Here is a 15,384-nt window from a genome sequence, read left to right as displayed (position 1 = left end):
GCGGACTATGGGACGTATGAACGGAAAGACTGCAATCGTTACAGGCGCTGGTAGCGGCATAGGAAGAGCCAGTGCTGTTCTGTTGGCCAGAGAAGGTGCCAAGGTTATCTTAACGGACGTTCAAAGTGACAAACTCGTTGAAGTGACAGAAGAAATCGAAGCCTTTAAGGGGGAAGCCCTGGCCATTACATTAAATGTTGCAAGCGAACAGGAATGGACTTCGGTCATGGAGAAAGCACAGAAAACTTACGGTTTAATAAATGTTCTTGTAAATAGCGCGGGTATCAGCAGCAGAACAAGTGTGATAGAGGATTGGGACAAGGTCTTACAAATAAATTTAACCGGAACTTTCCTTGGTATGAAGCATGTAATTCCGATCATGAGCCAAGCCGGAGGAGGCTCTATTGTAAACATCGCCTCCCTCGCGGCTCTAACAGGCGGAGGATTTAACGGGTATTCTGCCTCCAAAGGAGGCGTTCGTGCTCTTTCCAGAGCAGCAGCGGTTGATCATGCCAAGAATAATATCCGCGTGAATTCGATTTATCCGGGTATGATTATAACGCCGATGACGGAAGGAATCCTTCAGCATGAATCGCTTAAGAACCAATTCGAGGAAAAAACACCATTGCCACGGTTTGGTGTGGCAGATGATATAGCGTATGGTGTGTTGTACTTGTCTTCTGATGAGTCCTCTTTCGTAACGGGGGCAGAACTTGTCATCGACGGGGGCAGATTCGCGTCTTAATCTGGAGTAGGGATTCTAGGGTCCAGACATGCTGAGAGATGATTTAATTCACGTTATATTTAGGTTCACTAGGTATAGCCAATTGCCGTAATATTTGCAAGAGGCTATACCTTTTTATGGAGGTAAAAAAATTGGCGTTCATTTAGATAAAGGAATTTATAGTTTTTATAGAATGTTAAACTAGGAAGATTTTAAATTTATAGACCTCTTGAATTTAATAGTGGTGAAGGATGGAGAGCATCCCTTGCAATAGGCTTTGCGTTCCAGAAGAAATTGTTTTGCGCTCCCTGGGTAGAGCCACATGGAATTGAATACATATTGAGTGAATATAGCAGGAAATATTTAAAGATACTTCAAGAAGCAGGAGGGGCAATAATTCTGCCTGTAAGTAACGAGAAGTATGTAGCCAGAATTGCTGATGAAGTAGTCCACCTTAAAGAATCGTTCCTTACTCATTGACTATAGAATTATGCAACCATTGTGACTAACTAACGGATAACTATAGTTTAATCATGACTTGATGGCAGCTGACAAACGATCGGCTACCTTTTCCCCGCTAACGATCAAGATTAGATGGAAAATATTTGACCCGATTTTGTTTTCAATACCAGAGGCGTTTGAAAGTAGACGTTTACTTATTCGTGCTCCAATTTTAGATGATGGAATCAAAGTAAATGAAGCGATAAGAGAAAGTATGGATGAATTAATTCCTTGGATGCCATGGGCACAAACCATGCCTACACTAGAAGAATCAGAGGCAAACATACGAAAAGCGAGATTAAAATTCTTAGAACGCTCCGATATGAGATTACTCATATTGTTAAAGGAAACTGGGGAATTAATCGGCAGTAGTGGGCTTCACAATATTGGAAGGTACGAAGATTTGAGATTGGTTACTGGGTTCGTTCATCTTTTGGAGGGAAAGGATATATAACTGAAGCCGTAGAGGCTATTTTGAATTTCGCGATTCAAGAGTTACAAGCTAACCGTGTAGAAATTCGATGTGACTCAAAAAATATAAGAAGCTATAGAGTAGCCGAGCGGTTAGGCTTTACTTTAGAAGGAATAATACGAAATGATGATCTTTCTGTTGATGGTTCATTGCGTGATACAATGGTGTTTTCTAAAGTTCGCGGTGTGGAGTTTTAGCAATCCTGTGTCAACGAAGCATTTAACATTTCGTAATTAATCTAACTGGGAACTATAGTTTAATCACGACATGACGGCAGCCGGCATACATTGCGCTGCTGTTGTTCGTTGAAAGGGCAGTAGAGGTGGAACGACGAATTATCATTATCATCGCTCCCTTTGTGATACGGGTCACAGTAATGTATCTAAACACAAAGTACAGTTTGACTACAAAATATATATCAGCATTTAAAGACAAAACCACTCCTGCCATGATATGGACCCTCTGTCAAGGACACTTTTAAAAAAACTAGTTATAGCTAGGCAGCTAACAATAGATAATAGATCATTCCTGTATTGCACAGGGGTCATCTTTTTTAATCCCCAATGATATCGATTATTGTTGTGGGGTTGATCAACATAAAAATATCTAAAAACAATATATTATTTTGATTAAAAATATTAAATTTAGATAATACTAGTGATAGATTCGTAGAGAGGGGAATTTTATATGGAAAAATCAGCACCAAAGGATTTAAAAATTAGTTATGCAAAGGTGACGCCAAAAGGAATCTTATTCTTGGGTATTAGATTTTCATGTATTCGGGCTGTTAAAGAGCAATGGTTTGAGAAAGCGATGACAGAGAAAGGATGGCGGATTAAAGTTTACTATTATGTAGATAATGTATCTAATATTTTTATACTAAATACGGAGGAGGAATCCTTGGATGTTTGTAATACACTTAGAGCGAGTGATTTCCCCGGAAGCAAGCTTGAACGATATTTCCAAAGCATTCAATCATTGAAAGCTTTACGAAAGCAAAGCAAGCGCAGAACTACAAAAAGTATAAATGAAACCAAATGGAGGGGAGCACAGGGCGAAAGTATTAAACAATAGGACTAGAAATAATACGGTAGGGGGATTTCAAACTGGAAGAACTTTTAGAAGAGGTAGAAAAGATAATAAAAGCTTGTCATGTAAACATAGAAAGAAATAAGAAGCATCATGACTACCCTTTTACGCAAAACTGCGATCATTACTATAAATTAATTCTATTGCAGCATAATTTTGAGGTTTGGAAGCAGTGTAAAAGTTTAATAGAAAAGTATAAGAAGACCAGGATGAGGCCCTTAATGATTAGAAGAAGTGGGGATTTCAAAAGAAAAATTGATGTAGAGAAAAAGGGGGTTCCTGGTTTTATTACAAAGACAACGGAAGAAGGTATGCTGGAATACACTAGAATGCTTGAATGGAGAATTGAAGAACTTGAAGGACAACTCTGCAGCTTCAGCACAAAGGAAAATCTAATACATAATAATTATTCTAAATATCGAGAATACGAAGAATAATATAACATTTGAAGTGGTTTGAAATATTCACACCGCAAAATTACAACATATTGTTATGCTTAACTTTTAATGATACAATATATAGTATATTGATATACACCACGAGGCGCAGAATGTAATTCATTTTGCGTCTTTTTGTGTTGGGAGAGGTGAAATTGTAATGGAAAGAATTATTAAGAAATCTAATCTGAATAGATTAAAAGATGGAAGGGGTCAAGGTTGCGGTAAAGAGTATGTGCCATTTATACAGGCTCATGACAACAAGGTAGCCTCGGAGGGCTGGCTAACAAGAACGCTAGGTTGGAAATCAGATAGAATCCACCACACACTATCCAAACACGAATACCAATACCTATTAGTCCAAGATTGGGCTGATAATGTTTCGGATATAAGAGAACAATATCCGCTTACCCCGATTGAGTTAACAATGGATATTGCAAAAAAATTAAATATAACTCATCCCCATTTAAATGGAGAAAATGTCATAATGACCACTGATTTTAATCTGACTATTTCTGATAAAACAAAAGGATGTTCTGATTCAATAAGAACAATTAAACCTGTAAATAAACTGACCAAAAGAACGCTAGAATTATTTGAAATTGAAAGAAGATACTTTAAAGAATTAGGGCTTGACTGGAGGATTATATTTGATGTGGGGAAACCTATCAATTTGATAAAAAACATTGACTGGATGTATGATGCAAAGTATTTAGGAACTAGGACTGGTATTGACCAAGAGGTGGTGAACATGGTAGAAGAAAAATTGTTTTGGTTACTCTCTCAATATGGTAGAAAAGATTCATTAAGTAAGACATGTTTAAAGTGTGATATTAAACTTGGATTAGAGGCAGGAAGTTCATTATATATAGTCCAACACATGTTATGCAATAAAGTTTGGGTAACCGACATGAATCAACTCATCAGAGAAAGTAAACCCTTATCGCTTGAATTAGGAAAAGTACAGAGTGATCGTATTATTCAATACGCATAGGAGGTAAATTGAAAAATGCATATTTTTGAAAATACGATTATAGGATTCAATGACATTTCAACTGATGAAGTAATTCTTGAACGAGTTTTATGGATATCGCTAGATAAAAGCCAAGTAGTTCTTATAAATATAAGTAATAAAGATGATATGAAGTTCCCTTATTTCCGGGCATATTCAGATCTTATTCAACAAATTGAAGATGAGCATGCAAGGACATTCATTATTGAACCCGACTTAAGGTTATTGGCACCTAATGAGGAGTATTTAAAAAAGTATGAAAAAAATCGCGATGAAAAGTGGCATATTATAAAGTCGATTGTGTCTAAAGAACCAGAAGCATACCTTCCAGAATATCGAGGGCAATTAATTAAAGAGGCAATGGATAGGACAGGGAAGTCTGCAAAGGTAATATATCATTTAATGAAAAAATACTGGTTTTATGGTAAATCGATTAACAGTTTGTTGAATAATTATTTTGATTGCGGAGTTCCGAGTGAAGCAAGGACATATAACAACAAACCAGGTCCGAAATCAGAAGACGGAAATACTTACATTATTACAGATTCAGATAAGGAGAAGTTCAGAAAAGCTATAAAAAAGTATCATGTCACTGAAGAGAAAACTATTAGGGAAACATTCAAGTCTTTGTTGGAAGAAAGCTATAACGAAGGCTATTTTCGAAAGTACGGCGTGATGGTACCGATAATTGTCATGGAAAACTGCCCCAGTGAGCGACAATTTAGGTATTGGTATAGTAAGGAATACGATTCAAAGCAAAAGTACGGTGCAAAGTACGGAAACCGTAAAGCAGAAATGAATGCAAGAGCATTAATGGGAACACCGGCTGAGGACATACAGGGACCTGGGGCATTGTTTGAGATTGACTCGACTCCTGCCGATGTCATGCTGATGTCGCTTGATAGGCAGACAGTAATTGGTCGAGCGCATGTATACTTTGTAAAAGATGTGATGTCTCGAACCATCGCAGGTGCGCATGTATGTACCAATCCATCATGGGAAGAAGAGATGGTTGCTTTGGAAAACGCAGCAACTGATAAAGTAGAATATTGTGCAAAACATGAAATTGATATTACAGAAGAAGATTGGCCGTGTCATCATCTACCTAAATTTATTATTGGAGATCGCGGGGAACATAAAAGCAAGAACTCAAATAACTTAGTCAATATTCGTGTGCGTGTGGCCAATGCTCCCTCATACAGAGGGGATTTAAAGCCTTACATAGAACAGCAATTCAGAAAATTTTGTATGCGAATGCGAGAGTTGAGTCCTGGAGCAGTTCGGAAGGAACATCGGGTAAGGGGAGATAAAAATCCTGCAGATGAAGCAATGTATACAATAGAAGCCTTCACCAAGCTTGTTATTTTATTTGTTATCGAATTTAATAAAAGTGCATTGAGTGGAGGATATTTTGTAACGAAAGAATTGTTTGAGGAGAAGGTTGAATTAACGCCGCTTTCGGTATGGAACTGGGGCTTGAAACGAAACTTACTTCATGAAATGCCGCGTGATTTATTACGTTATTCGTTATTACCTAAAGGAAATGCCATGGTGACTAGGGGCGGTATTGCATTTAGCAAAGTATGTTATACCTGTGACCGAGGAATTAGAGAAGCATGGTTTGAAAATGAGCAGTTTGAAGGAAAGAAACATATTGAGATAAGTTATGATCCTAGAAATTGCAGCAGTATTTTTATTAAATCTAAGGATGGTTCATTAATTCCTTGTTATCTTACGACAAAGTTTAAGGACTATGAAGGGCTTCACTTTGACGATTTGAAAGTAATACTAACTTACAAAAAGAACCAACTTAAGAAACAAAATAAGGGGAAAATTCAGTTAGAAGCAGAAATGGATGCGTATGCTGGAAACCTAACCAACTCCGAAACCGAAAAGACTAAGAAGGCTTTGCAGGGGAAATCTAAAGCATCAAAACATAGAAATAAACGATTAGTTCGGAAAATGGATAAACGTTCAATATCTAGTCGTAATGCCTGGACTACAGTTCCACATCATGTTGAAGAAGAAACTCCACTATTACCTAAAGGAGAGGTCTTGCCATTCGAGCGGCCCGAACCAAAGATATCCCTATCAAAGTTGGATCAAATGCAATTATTTTTAATGTCAAAGAATAAGGAGAGAAGAATAAACCGTGAGCGAGAACACTGATCGTTTTGTTTATCTAAAGGGTTATCAAGTAATAGCTGAATATAAGGATCAGTTTGTTCCAGAATATCAGGGGAATCCTCATATAGAGGCTCTGCCAGATCGTTTATCTAGAGATGAAATTTATGACCTATTGTCTTCAATACCGCGATTTAATGGAAATCTTAATCGATTGGATGATGAAGAACGCTTAGAACTTATTCAACAAATAAAGCCTAGCTTTTGGTTACCGCTATCAGCTCATTTTAATAAATATCGTAATTTGTATACGATGCTGAAGATAGGCTATCAGTCAAGAAATCCGATGACACCAATCTATCAGAGGCAACTTGCTGTAGGATATGACAAAATATTGGAACATGGACTTAATAAAGATGGGACTAATCTCGTTGGTCATATTCAAACAGCTCAACAATGTGCAGAGATTGGACTAAGCGGTATGGGGAAGTCAAAGACTTATGACAAATTACTTTCCCTATTCCCACAAGTGATTCATCATACGAATTTTAGAGGTAAGCCATGGCCTTGTAAGCAAGTCGTATGGTTAAAAATTGAGTGCCCAAGCAATAAGTCAGTTGGAGCGCTTTGTAGAAATTTTTATAGAGCGGTGGATGACCTATTAGGGACAACTTATTATGAAGATCTAGCTGAGAAAGATGGGAGGATTGAAGTTTTAGCAAAAAGGATGGCCAAAGTAGCAGGACTAATTAATTTAGGTGTTCTTGTTATTGATGAGATACAACGTGTCAACCGTGCTCAATCTGGCGGCGATGCAAAAATGATTGATTTTATTACAGAATTGACTAATTCTATTGGGATCCCGATTATAATTATAGGCACTTTTAAAGCCATGTATCTTTTTAAAACATGCTTAGCAAATTGTCGTAGGGGAATCCCGGATGGTTATTCAGAAAACATAACGGATCGAATGAAAGATGATTGGGAATGGGAACAACTTATAGAAAGTCTATGGGATCAACAGTACACCCATGCTTTCACTGAACTAACACCAGAACTAAAAGCAGTTATGTATTATCATACAATTGGTATCCCTGACTTCGCTGTTAAATTATTTATGCACGTTCAATCACATGCGATTTTATATAGTGATAACGAGAAGATCACTGTTGAGATGATCGAAGAAGTTGCTAATAAAACGTTTCGATTAGTACAGCCCATTTTTGAACGTATTCGCAGTGGAGACGATGTTAACCCAGAAGAATATGATGATCTCCAGCCAGATTGGGTATCTTTTAATCAATATTTAATGGAAGCAAGACATAATGTTCAAATTGATGGTCAAATGTCGGAAGAGCATCAACGAATCTTGATTCAAAGGAATAGAAAACTACTTATAGATAAGCTCATAGGTTTTGCAATGAAGATGGGCTGCAGTCAGGAAGAAGCAGATAGATATGCGCAAAATATAGAGCATGAGAATAGGGAAGTAGATGATACAGAGCATCTATATTCAGAGTTGGCGATGTTAATACTCTCAAAAAGACAAAGTAAAACTCCAAATGTACATATGGAAAAGCCCGTGAAAACAGCTGGGAAAATTCAAAAGAAAAAGAAAGGCGAATTCGATGAAGAAGATCTTCGATATATTGTTTTACAAGGAACTAAAGAAAGTAAAACGGTAGATGAGGCGCTTAGGGCGGCTAGTCTTGTTGGTGAATATGATGAATTTGTATCTTGGGGTTGAGGAGGTGAATGTATGGGGAAAATCGTGTCCTTTCCAACTCCATATCTAGATGAAGACTATCGAAGCATAGTGCATCGATATCATTTGAGGTCTCCATATACTTCTTATATTCAGAGTAGAAAGGAGCTTTTTGGAAAAAACTTAAAAAATACGATGTTTCCAGTGAACTTGTCTCGTTTAGTTGATCAGTTGGGTATCGAAAATGAATTCTGTTTTCAACTTTTACAAAATCATACATTTTACCCGTTATTTCGTCCCTTTCTATCAGTGGAACTAAATTCTGAATATATAAGTAGGATGATGGGTAGTTCAATGGAATCCTCTAAACCTGCTTTGTTAGATAAAAATGGTAGTAAAGGATTGATATCAGAGCACGTATGGTACTGTCCACATTGTTTGGAATACGATTATCAAACATTTGGAGAGAGTTACGTGCATCGTATTCATCAACTTTCATTTTTAAATGTATGCCCAACACATCGTGTGCAACTTCTTAATCGTTGCTTAACCTGCAGTAAACCATTTGCTAATGATCTTACAAGTATCATGTTGATTGGGCCGCGATGCTATTGCGGTGTCAGAGTATTAAGTTATGGAGAACCAGTACAAGTTGAAAGTCTTAGTTTAAATCTCTTAATTGATCTACAGTACTTATTAAGTAATGAGTTTATAACTTCTGATACCGTACATCGAAGGTTAATTACACTGACTGGATGTAGAGGGTATATTCACTTCAGAGGAGATTTTATTTATAAAAAAAATTGCTAATTGATTTTGTTGAGTTCTATGGAGAGGGGAACTTGTCACGTCTGGGATTTACCGTAAATGAACTTCTTGGCGAAAAATTCATGGTTAAATTTTTAGAAGAGGATTGCCTTCGTAAAAATATACTTTTATATGTGCTGCTAATGCGTTTTCTGGCAGGATCAGCTGAATCATTTTTTAATAATAGTGAGTCATATGCAATAGCTCTTCCCTTTGGTCATGGTCCATGGGCCTGTGTAAATCCCATCTGCCTTTATCACAATAAAAAAATCATTACTAAATGCAGACGAAAAGTTCATGAGTGGGTAACTGGTATCTTTACTTGCCCAGAATGTGGAATGATATTTACTAGAAAAGGTCTTCCAAAAGAAGAAGATGAGAGCTTATTTTCAGTCGATACTCAGGGATTCTTATTTATGAATACAGCTCTTCAGTACTATCAAAATGGATACCTAATACAAGAGATCGCAGACCTTTTACAATCTAATAAAACAACTGTCAGTAAATACTTGAGGCCTTACAGGACAGATGTAAGGGCAGGGACGAAAGCTATCGATTTAGAGACGGCTAGGAAGGCAATAGAGTTTGGCTTTCATGAAGCGGCAGCTACTTCAACTTCCAAAATTGAAACTTGTAAAGAGACTATAATGGAAGCAATTGAGGCGCTAGGTAATGATGCAACAAGACCAGAAATAAGGAAATATAATATTCATAGGTATGATTGGGTCATGAAGAATGAACCAAGTTGGATGGAGGGAATACTCCCTCCTAAAAAGAAATTACCTAAGATATTAAATCAAGATACTTTAGATGATGAATTGTATTCATTTGTAGTTGATGCCGTACAAAAGGTATGGATATCTCCACCAGATTACCGAGTAACGAAACAAGAAATATATCGACATTTACCTAGCTATGTAAGAAGTAGAGTAAAAAGATTCACGGAAAAGATACCAAAAACGATTGAGCTAATAGAAGAAAGTGTTGAAAGCCAAGATCAATTTTTAGTAAGGAAGTTCCCCAAAATAATTGAATGGTTCATGGAATCTAGATACCATCGATGTTCTTTGAAATTATTACAATCCAGATTTACAGCATTAAAAGGTTGCTCTGATGAAGTGCAAGAATGGATGAGTGAACAAATTAAAGGAATAACGAAAATTACCAATACAATTTATGGAGATTGAACTATATGCACTTTTTCCCACCGCCATTCCCAGACGAGTTATTATATAGCGTGTTCGCTAGATATCACTCTTACTCCGGAAATGTAAGCTGTAAGAAATCGATGAGGGATTTATTTGGATCCATGAATATTTGTGCAGTTACAGATTTTCCATGTCATCTCAAAGAACTCAGTAGTAGAATCCCAGGGTTTTCTATCTCTGCAGAGCAGTTACTGTTTGATCATACCTTGTTACCCTATTACATGCCATTTTTTCCTAAAGAGCGAATAGAGAAAGTCATTAACGAAATGCTATATTGCGATGGGAAATCATTACATATGAAAATGGGTCTGCCTGCTAGTGGAATTAAAAATCCTGCTAAGTTAATGTATTGCCCAGTATGTGTTGTCAATGATCAAGAGCAATTCGGAGCTGCTTATTGGCATAGGTCGCATCAGCTGCCCTTTGTTAGAGTATGCCATAGGCATCATGTTTTGTTATTCAAGTCAGTAGTGAATTTTGCATCAAGAAGAAATAAACACGAGTTTATCGCTATAGAGTCTGTAATTAATAATACAAACGCTGAAACGCAAGGGGGTTTTATATATGATATTAAAATTGCAAAAACATCACATCAGATCTTAAATATGAAAAATACAAATTTGGGATCTCGGTATTTACATGCTTTATATCTTAACCAATTAAAAAAGTTGGGAGAGATTACGTGGAACGGTAGCATAAAATTTAATAGAATCCTCCCTACATTTATTAGATTTTATGGTGAGGAGGTTTTAAGTGATGCTGGGAGTCATGTTGGTAAAACTTATGACTCATGGCTTCATAAAGTTTTGAGAGACCCAGAATATGTTTGTCACCCACTGCGTCATATTCTGCTGCACATCTTTTTTGGGATAAATGTATCTTTTAGTCTAAATCAAAGTATATCTGACGTAGTATCAAATCCATTTGGTGAAGGGCCATGGCCTTGTTTAAATTTAGCTGCTCAGCATCATCGGGAATTAATAATAACGTCATGTGTAGTAACGCAGTGTACAGATACAGGGAGACCAGTTGGAACATTTACATGCAGCTGCGGCTTTATATATTCTCGAAGAGGTCCTGATGGATCCGAAACTGATATTTGGAAAATTGGACGCATCAAACAATTTGGTGAAGTTTGGAGGGCAAAGCTTCAAGAGTTGTCACAAGATCCGTCTCTTTCACTTAGGGCAAAAGCAAGGTTTCTTGGTGTAGATCCGAAGACAATTAAAAGTCAGTACGAACAGAAGGATAAAGAGTCAAAGCAGTGCTTTATCTCAGCTAATAAAGAAAGTAAGCCTCTCGTACTTGAAAAACGAAACCAATGGTTGGAAATGAATGAGTTAAAGTATTTGTCTAAAGCTAATGATTCTTATCGTACGTTATACTCTTGGCTATACAAAAATGATAAGGATTGGCTATGGCTAAATAAGCCAATAACGAGAAGGTTATCACGAAAAAGAAATCGTGTGGATTGGTTACAACGAGATAAAGAGATGACATTGCAGGTAATACAAGCGGCAACTCGTTTAAAAGCTGTACGTAAATTGAGGGTGTCTAAGTCGGAGATTGGTAGGCAGATCGGAGCACTTTCACTAATTAGTAATAGGTTGGAGAACATGCCACAAACTCAGAAGGAGTTAGACAAGGTAGTAGAGTCGACAGAACAGTATCAACTTCGTAGAGTTGATCTGTCTGTTCAGGAATTAAAAAAGAGATTTCACATAGTAAAGGGATGGAAAGTTGCTAAAGTCGCGGGTTTAAGGAAAGTGGATTATGAGCGATTAAAAGAGGAGATAAGAGATCGAACCAGTAAGGTTGTTTAGGTTAAAATACAGGCCAAGCCAATAATATTCTTGCAATGTTAATGGTGAAACGAAATTGTAAAAAAATAGGGGATTAGAAGGAAGAATACGGAAGTATGTCGAAATTAATATTTGAAGAAAATTCGTATATATAGTTAATATTGATTAACTCACACTAATCCGCAACAGTAGCAGTATTTCGTTAACTAGAGAATGTTGATAAATACACATTAAAGATCTAAGGAGATGTAAGATGCGCGGCAGAAATTTAGCAAACCCTGTTCTAAATGAAGCAATCAATAAAAGTTTTTCTTTTTCAGATAAAAGTCCGGTTTGTATTTTTCTTTCACATATTAGTGATGATAAGGAAGCTGTAATTAAGATTGGTGAATACATCGAAGAAGCAGGAATTGATATATATTTGGACATATACGATGATAAATTGCGGAGAGCTGTTGATAATGGGGACCCTACTGCTATAACTAAAAACATAGAAGCAGGAATACAAAGGTGTACGCACATGATGTGTATTGTATCAGAAGATACAGTTAACTCATGGTGGGTTCCTTATGAAATAGGTTTTGGAAAAAAGTCGCAGAAGCAACTTTCTACTTTGACATTAAAAAACACGGTTTCAATTCCACCATTTCTTGAGATCACACATCTTGTTCGGGGGACAGGAAGCTTAAATTCTTACCTCAAACAATTAGGTGTAAATAGTGTAAATAAATCCCTCTCAGAGTCTACATATAAACACGTTGAATCGAACCCAGCGAGCCAGACAAAACATTCGCTTGATCCTTATCTTGATTGGCAAAAATAGTAAGAGGGGTGAAAACATAATGTTTCATGGTAATCAATTAACTAAACATAAGACATTTATTAGTTATTATCATAAGGAAGACCAGGCCTACAAAGATGCTTTTGGGAAATTGTTTTCTCATATCTTTACGAATAAATCAGTTAATGACGGGGATATCGATACCGATCTGAGTACTGAATATATTAAAAGATTAATTCAGAAAGACTACATGACGGATACCTCTGTTCAAATTGTTCTCGTTGGCCCTAAAACATATTGTAGAAAACATGTTGATTGGGAGATATCGGCTGCATTAAATAAGAAGGTAGGGGGATATTCTGGACTGGTAGGGATTCTGCTACCCACATATCCCCTTAAGGATAATAAATATAGTTACGAGGATATCCCTCCCAGACTAGCAGATAACATAAAAAGTGGTTATGCGAAAATGTACGCATGGAATAGTACATGTTCTAGTGATGCAAACATTATTGAAGCTATTAGAGATGCATTTGATGCTCGTATTTCAAGATCAAAGTTAATCAATAATTCTAGACTTCAGTATGGAAAAAATCGATGTGAGTAGTAACTAGGAGGGCAAGTTTTGGCGAATTTAAATTTAAGATATAAACCAACTTTAGTATTACATATTATTTGGCACCCTTCATTTTCTAAGGGACAGGACTTTGCTGATCAGATATATAATCACTATTCTCGAGACCTTAGTCAAGATATTATATATCGGAAGCCTGGTTTACCGGTGTTTTTTAATACAGAATGGAAGGACATACATAACGTAGAGTCTCTATTCCATCTTCAAGATTCGAAATATAATGCCATTATAGTTCTTGTTGATGACAACATGGTAGCAAGTTCAGATTGGAACAGTGCAGTAGAACATTTATGGAATAAAGTACAGGAATGTCCAAGTACAAGGATGTTTCCAGTTTCTTTTACTAAAGCTGCATTTCAAATGGATGGGATTAGTGGTATTAACTTTATTAGGTTACATCAGGAAAAGGATCAGTTTTTACAGGAAAAGAAGCTTTTAGGAAGCCTCTCCCATGAATTTTGCCGCATTCTTTTAGGGCGTCCAAGAGTTTCGGAAGCAAATCATTTAAGTCCCGCACCCATAACCCTTTTTCTAAGTCATTCGAAACAAGATGGCGAAAAAATTTCATCTAAAATAAGGAATTATATCCATTCAGAAACAGCATTGAAGTCATTTTTTGATGCAAATGATATCGCTCCTGGTCATGAATTCGAAAATGAAATTGAGGGGCAGATGCAAGAAACAGCCTTGCTGGTAATTCATACAGATTCGTATGCATCACGGGAGTGGTGTCGGAAAGAAGTAATTAAAGCAAAGTTAGCAAAAATACCGATTGTAGTAGTTAATGTAGTTGCTAAAGGAGAGGGAAGAAGTTTTCCGTATCTGGGTAATGTTCCTACAATTCGATGGAATGCCTCCAAAAATAAGATCAGTGAAATTATTGACATTGCTTTATTGGAGATTTTAAGGGACGTTTATACTCGTGAGCATTTAACCGATTTGCTTGGGATGTACGGTTTGGAGGATGATCTAGTAGTTATTTCTAATCACCCAGAATTATTTAATTTCGTAAATATTATCAAGGAGACCAAGGGAAACAATAATGCAGTCATACTTTACCCGGAACCACCAATTGGTTATGAGGAATTACATGTGCTAAGTGGTGTTCAAGCAGGATACACCTTTTTGACACCAACAATACTTCCACTTATTCAGAAACGCAAATTAAATCAATCCAATGAGGTTCTTAGTTTATTTAATAATTTAAAAGTTGGTATCTCCATTTCTAATAGTTCTGATATATCTAATTATGGATTAAGTAAAAAACATTTAGAGGATGTAATTACAGAGTTCGCTCGATATTTACTTGTTAATGGAACAACCTTATGTTATGGAGGAGACTTGCGACCGGGTGGATTTACGAATTTATTGTTGGAACTGGTAAAGACGTATTTTCCGGAGAAAGTACAATCATCACATCGTATACATAATTTTTCAGCATGGCCGTTATATTTGAACTTTACAAAAGAACAATTAGCTGGACTACGTAGGGTTGCTGATTTTCATCTAGTAGACCCACCTAGTGGTTTAAAGGAGCAGTTTATCAAATCCCCTTTGTTTGAAAGTCCGAATGAGCAAGTAATATTAGCACGTAGCTTTTCAAAAATGCGTGAAGAAATGAATGATTTTATTGATATTAGGCTTGCACTAGGAGGACCTGTCCAAGGGTTTAAAGGAAAATACCCTGGAATTTTAGAAGAAGTACTTCTTGCCATACAGAATAAGAAACCTACTTATTTATTAGGTGGATATGGGGGTTGTACAAAAGCAATTATTGATGCTATTTGTGGTGTTCAGCCTAATGTACTGAGTACTGATTTTCAGTTGAAAGACGAGCAATATAGAAAAGTGTATGAGGCTCATAATAACGATGAAACTAACGGTGAAAGTATTAATTACGAGCAAGCAATAAATTATTTAAATAATGTTGGGATTGAAGGACTTAGAAATGGTCTTTCAATAGAGGAAAATCATATTCTATTCCAAACCCCACATATACCTGAGATGATTTCACTTGTTCTAAAAGGGTTGTCAGCTTTATAAATTAAAGGATTATTACGAAAGTTAAAAGTTTTATATGTCACCAAT

Annotated in this window: 12 protein-coding genes and 1 pseudogene; all 13 read left to right on the top strand. The window is 36.5% G+C overall.

Annotated elements, in window-relative coordinates; all coding sequences use genetic code 11:
* Positions 1-7 precede the first annotated feature (7 nt).
* The 13 genes and pseudogenes from AC58U0_RS03285 to AC58U0_RS03225 all read left to right on the top strand — a co-directional run bounded on the left by AC58U0_RS03285 (position 8) and on the right by AC58U0_RS03225 (position 15,339).
* Positions 8-745 (top strand): SDR family NAD(P)-dependent oxidoreductase, encoded by a 738-nt coding sequence (locus AC58U0_RS03285; RefSeq protein ID WP_497377631.1) that lies wholly within the window; start codon positions 8-10, stop codon positions 743-745.
* Positions 746-1,313: 568 nt separating this feature from the next.
* A pseudogene (locus AC58U0_RS03280) lies at positions 1,314-1,894 on the top strand (GNAT family N-acetyltransferase).
* A gap of 490 nt (positions 1,895-2,384) precedes the next feature.
* A complete protein-coding gene (locus AC58U0_RS03275; RefSeq protein ID WP_497377630.1) occupies positions 2,385-2,771 on the top strand; it encodes a hypothetical protein in 387 nt (128 codons plus the stop codon).
* 236 nt (positions 2,772-3,007) lie between these two features.
* Positions 3,008-3,223, top strand: coding sequence for a hypothetical protein (locus tag AC58U0_RS03270; protein ID WP_497377629.1), 216 nt, complete (start codon positions 3,008-3,010; stop codon positions 3,221-3,223).
* Positions 3,224-3,383: 160 nt separating this feature from the next.
* Positions 3,384-4,217, top strand: a complete 834-nt coding sequence (locus tag AC58U0_RS03265; RefSeq protein ID WP_497377628.1) for a TnsA endonuclease N-terminal domain-containing protein — start codon at positions 3,384-3,386, stop codon at positions 4,215-4,217.
* Between the two features lie 15 nt (positions 4,218-4,232).
* The gene (locus AC58U0_RS03260) at positions 4,233-6,404 is read left to right on the top strand and encodes a TnsB C-terminal domain-containing protein (RefSeq protein WP_497377627.1); all 2,172 of its coding nucleotides are present in this window, start codon (positions 4,233-4,235) and stop codon (positions 6,402-6,404) included.
* Positions 6,388-8,106, top strand: coding sequence for an ATP-binding protein (locus tag AC58U0_RS03255; protein ID WP_497377626.1), 1,719 nt, complete (start codon positions 6,388-6,390; stop codon positions 8,104-8,106). The genes AC58U0_RS03260 and AC58U0_RS03255 overlap by 17 nt, the downstream gene beginning before the upstream one ends.
* A 12-nt stretch (positions 8,107-8,118) precedes the next feature.
* Positions 8,119-8,874, top strand: coding sequence for a TniQ family protein (locus AC58U0_RS03250; RefSeq protein ID WP_497377625.1), 756 nt, complete (start codon positions 8,119-8,121; stop codon positions 8,872-8,874).
* A complete protein-coding gene (locus AC58U0_RS03245; protein ID WP_497377624.1) occupies positions 8,868-10,058 on the top strand; it encodes a TnsD family Tn7-like transposition protein in 1,191 nt (396 codons plus the stop codon). Before AC58U0_RS03250 ends, AC58U0_RS03245 begins: the two co-directional genes overlap by 7 nt.
* A gap of 5 nt (positions 10,059-10,063) precedes the next feature.
* Positions 10,064-11,902, top strand: coding sequence for a TnsD family Tn7-like transposition protein (locus AC58U0_RS03240; protein ID WP_497377623.1), 1,839 nt, complete (start codon positions 10,064-10,066; stop codon positions 11,900-11,902).
* A 232-nt stretch (positions 11,903-12,134) separates the two neighbouring features.
* A complete protein-coding gene (locus tag AC58U0_RS03235) occupies positions 12,135-12,704 on the top strand; it encodes a toll/interleukin-1 receptor domain-containing protein (protein WP_497377622.1) in 570 nt (189 codons plus the stop codon).
* A 19-nt stretch (positions 12,705-12,723) separates the two neighbouring features.
* Positions 12,724-13,269 carry a TIR domain-containing protein gene (locus tag AC58U0_RS03230; protein WP_497377621.1) on the top strand — a complete coding sequence of 182 codons (546 nt, stop codon included), beginning with the start codon at positions 12,724-12,726 and terminating at the stop codon, positions 13,267-13,269.
* Positions 13,270-13,287: 18 nt separating this feature from the next.
* Complete coding sequence (locus tag AC58U0_RS03225; protein ID WP_497377620.1) at positions 13,288-15,339, top strand: TIR domain-containing protein; 2,052 nt, start codon at positions 13,288-13,290, stop codon at positions 15,337-15,339.
* The last annotated feature ends 45 nt before the right edge of the window (positions 15,340-15,384 follow it).

This window comes from Paenibacillus sp. J31P190 (assembly GCF_059692075.1).
This window is presented reverse-complemented; position numbering and strand designations above follow the sequence as displayed.

What these genes read in the sequence shown, in the direction of transcription:
- AC58U0_RS03240 (WP_497377623.1), top strand. Translation starts at nt 10,064, where the DNA reads ATGCACTTTTTCCCACCGCCATTCCCAGACGAGTTATTATATAGCGTG.
- AC58U0_RS03235 (WP_497377622.1), top strand. Translation starts at nt 12,135, where the DNA reads ATGCGCGGCAGAAATTTAGCAAACCCTGTTCTAAATGAAGCAATCAAT.
- AC58U0_RS03270 (WP_497377629.1), top strand. Translation starts at nt 3,008, where the DNA reads ATGATTAGAAGAAGTGGGGATTTCAAAAGAAAAATTGATGTAGAGAAA.
- AC58U0_RS03260 (WP_497377627.1), top strand. Translation starts at nt 4,233, where the DNA reads ATGCATATTTTTGAAAATACGATTATAGGATTCAATGACATTTCAACT.
- AC58U0_RS03285 (WP_497377631.1), top strand. Translation starts at nt 8, where the DNA reads ATGGGACGTATGAACGGAAAGACTGCAATCGTTACAGGCGCTGGTAGC.
- AC58U0_RS03230 (WP_497377621.1), top strand. Translation starts at nt 12,724, where the DNA reads ATGTTTCATGGTAATCAATTAACTAAACATAAGACATTTATTAGTTAT.
- AC58U0_RS03265 (WP_497377628.1), top strand. Translation starts at nt 3,384, where the DNA reads ATGGAAAGAATTATTAAGAAATCTAATCTGAATAGATTAAAAGATGGA.
- AC58U0_RS03275 (WP_497377630.1), top strand. Translation starts at nt 2,385, where the DNA reads ATGGAAAAATCAGCACCAAAGGATTTAAAAATTAGTTATGCAAAGGTG.
- AC58U0_RS03250 (WP_497377625.1), top strand. Translation starts at nt 8,119, where the DNA reads ATGGGGAAAATCGTGTCCTTTCCAACTCCATATCTAGATGAAGACTAT.